The sequence below is a fragment of the Phenylobacterium ferrooxidans genome (genome assembly GCF_042714595.1).
Taxonomy (GTDB): Bacteria; Pseudomonadota; Alphaproteobacteria; order Caulobacterales; family Caulobacteraceae; genus Phenylobacterium; species Phenylobacterium ferrooxidans.
Genome location: NZ_JAOTJD010000084.1, coordinates 1 through 3,243, shown reverse-complemented (window position 1 = coordinate 3,243; position 3,243 = coordinate 1). Strand labels below are relative to the sequence as shown.

3 protein-coding genes are annotated in these 3,243 nt (G+C 67.1%); all 3 read left to right on the top strand.

Translation table 11 applies throughout. The features are described 5' to 3' along the window. A partial coding sequence (locus tag OCL97_RS22490) for a tyrosine-type recombinase/integrase (RefSeq protein WP_377371933.1) occupies nt 1-1,309 on the top strand: 1,309 nt, incomplete at its 5' end. Continuing rightward, nucleotides 1,306-2,253: a tyrosine-type recombinase/integrase gene (locus OCL97_RS22485; protein ID WP_377371932.1), complete on the top strand. Its 948-nt coding sequence runs from the start codon at nt 1,306-1,308 to the stop codon at nt 2,251-2,253. The genes OCL97_RS22490 and OCL97_RS22485, both read left to right, overlap by 4 nt. Beyond that, the coding region (locus OCL97_RS22480; protein WP_377371930.1) for a tyrosine-type recombinase/integrase at nt 2,250-3,243 on the top strand (994 nt) is incomplete at its 3' end. The genes OCL97_RS22485 and OCL97_RS22480, both read left to right, overlap by 4 nt.

The window sequence follows — 3,243 nt, the reverse complement described above, 5'->3', positions numbered from 1 at the left end:
CCAGCGTTCGGCACCGAGCGACGAGACGTCACTGGTGCGCCATTCCTCACTTCTTCCAACGAAGAGGAGCGAGGACATGATCAATTCAACGACAGGGCAGATGGCAGCGGAGCCGCTCGGCGGGCTCTTGGAGCAATACCGCGTCGAGCTGGCGGGACTGAATTACGATCGAGGGACGATCCGCATCTACGCTGGCGCGATCGAACGACTGTTCGGGCTGATGGTCGAGCATGGGGTTGCGCTGAATGAGCTGACGCCGGACGTCGCGGTCGAGCTTGTGCTGGGAACGGACTGGCGTGGTGACCGACTCCAGTATGGCGTCTTCATCGTCAAGCGCTTCACCGGATATCTCATGACGCTCGGTGTGGCCAAGCCGCCGACGCCGCCAACGGCAAGAGAGCTTGCCCACGCGACCCTGCGGCGGGACTACGAAGACTATCTGCGCCGTCAGCGAGGGCTGAGCGAACGAACGATCGGCCATTGCTGGCGCTTCGCCGACCGGTTCCTGAGCTTCCGCTTCGGCGAGGCCGAGGTCGAGTTTGGCGCGATCACGCCCGGCGACACCGTCGCCTTCCTCCAGCGGCTGACCACCCGCAAGCCGCCGTTCCGGGACAAGACACCGCCGACCCACCTGCGCAGCTTCTTCCAATATCTGTTCAAGAGCGGACTCACGGTGACCAACCTGGCGCTCTGCGTGCCGAGCATCGCCCAGCGCTATGACGCCCGGCTGCCTCGCCATCTGACGCCCGAGCAGGTCGAGATGGTCCTCGCGGAGGTCCGGGCCGACCCGCGCTTCGGTCGTCGCAATCACGCGATGCTCCTCCTGCTCGCACGCCTGGGCCTGCGTGCGCCAGAAGTGGTCGCCATCCAGCTCGACGACATCGACTGGCGGGCGGGTGAGCTCATCGTGCGCGGCAAGGGCCAGAACCACGACCGCATGCCAATCCCGCCCGACGTCGGCGAAGCGCTATCCGAGTATATCCAGCAGGATCGCGTATCGACGTCTCGCGCGCTGTTCGTCACGGCCCGGGCGCCGAATGGTCCGTTCAAAGACGGACAGGTGCTCAACACTATCCTGCAGGAGGCGTTCACCCGGGCCGGGGTGACGCCACCTTGCCGGTATGTGGGATCGCATGTTCTGCGCCATAGCCTGGCGACCAACCTGGTGCGCCAAGGCGCGTCGCTGGCCGAGGTGAGCGACATGCTCCGCCACCGGTCGCGCGCCTCCACCATGATCTACGCCAAGCTCGACATCGAGGGCCTGCGCTCGATCGCACAGCCGTGGCCGGTCGCGGGAGGCACGCAATGACCCGCCTCACCGACGAGCTCGACCGCTATCTGACGATCCGACGCAGCCTGGGTTACGATCTGCGCACGTCGGCCAGGGTGCTGCGGCGCTTCATCGCCTTCGCCGAGAGCCAGGGCGCCGAGCACGTCAGCACTGACCTGTTCCAGCGTTGGCAGGCGAGCTTCGGCCAGGCCGGCCGCCAGACCTGGGCGGCCCGCCTCGGCATCGTGCGCCTGTTCGGGGCGTGGCTGCACGGCCTCGATCCAGCGCACGAGGCTCCGCCTCGCGGGCTGATCCCGTCCCATGCTCGACGCCCGCGGCCCTATATCTACAGCGACGAAGAGATCGCCAGCATCGTCAACGCCGCAGCCGAGCTGCCTTCGGTCTACGGCCTGCGCGGGCAGACCTACTCGACGCTCTTCGGCCTGATCGCGGTGACCGGGCTCAGGATCAGCGAGGCGCTCGGCCTCGACGCCGGCGACGTCGATCTGGAGGTCGGCGTGCTGACGGTCCGGCGGGGTAAGCTGGGCAAGTCCCGGCTCGTGCCGATCGACGGCAGCGTCACGCAACGCCTGCGCGCCTATGCCAACGAGCGAGACCGGCTGCTCGCCTTCGCTCCGCAGCCGTTCTTCGTCAATGATCAGGGCGCCCGCGTCAGCGACTGCGGTGCGCGCTACAACTTCGCACTGGTCAGCCAGCGCCTCGGCCTGCGGCCCCCGCAGCGCTACGGGCGTCATGGCCGTGGTCCCCGCATCCACGACCTTCGTCACAGCTTCGCCGTGCGGACCATCATCGGCTGGTATCGCCAGGGCCAGGATCCGGCCCGCGAAATGATCAAGCTGACGACCTACCTCGGCCACGCCAGTCCGGAGAATACGTACTGGTACATCGAGGCGACGCCCGAGCTCCTGGAACTGGCTTCCCAGCGGATCACCGGACCTTCGGACGTGGAGGCGTCCCTATGACCGCCTCGACCTTCCCGGCGCTGCTCCAGTGCTTCTTCACCGACCGTCTCTGCACGCAAATGGAGGCCAGCGCGAACACGATCGCGGGGTATCGCGACACCTTCCGGCTGTTCCTGCGCTTCGCCAGCGAGCAGCGCGGCAAGGCGCCGACCCGGCTCAGGATCGAGGATCTTGACGTCGACTTGGTCGCCGACTTCCTGCTCCACGTCGAGACGGCCAGAGGAAACACCGCGCGCAGCCGCAACACGCGGCTCGCCGCCATCCGCTCCTTCTTCCGCTATGTCGCGATGAACGAGCCGGCCTATCTGCTGCACTGCCAGCGGATCCTGGCGATGCCGAGCAAGCGCTACGTCAAGCGGACCGTGACCTTCCTCGATCGGGAGGAGATCACCGCGCTGCTCGCCGCGCCCAACCGATCGACATGGATCGGGCGCAGGGACCACGCGATCCTGCTGGTCGCGCTCCAGACCGGCTTGCGCGCGTCCGAGCTGATCAACCTGGGCTGCAAGGACATCGTGGTGGGCTCCGGAGCGCATGTCCGGTGCGACGGCAAGGGCAGGAAGGAGCGTTGCACGCCGCTTCGCCGCGACACTGTGAAGGTGCTGGAGGCATGGCTGAGGGAACGTCGCGCCAGCGACGATCAGCCGCTCTTCCCGACGATGCGAGGCGACAGGCTGAGCCGCGACGCGCTCGAACACCTCGTCCGCAGGCACACCCTCACCGCATCGGCGTCGCGCCCCTCGCTCGCCAGCAAGCGCGTCAGCCCACACACCCTCAGACATAGCACCGCGATGGAGCTGCTGCAGCACGGCGTCGATCAGTCGGTGATCGCCCTCTGGCTGGGACACGAGTCGGTCGAGACGACGCAGATCTACCTCCACGCCGACATGCGGATGAAGGAGAAAGCCCTGTCGCTCATCGCCGCGCCGGCCGCCAGTCCGGGCCGCTATCGCCCGGACGATAAGCTGCTCGTGTTCCTGGAAGCGCTCT

Excerpts from the sequence above, each read along its gene's own strand:
- OCL97_RS22485 (WP_377371932.1), top strand. The coding sequence starts at position 1,306 with ATGACCCGCCTCACCGACGAGCTCGACCGCTATCTGACGATCCGACGC.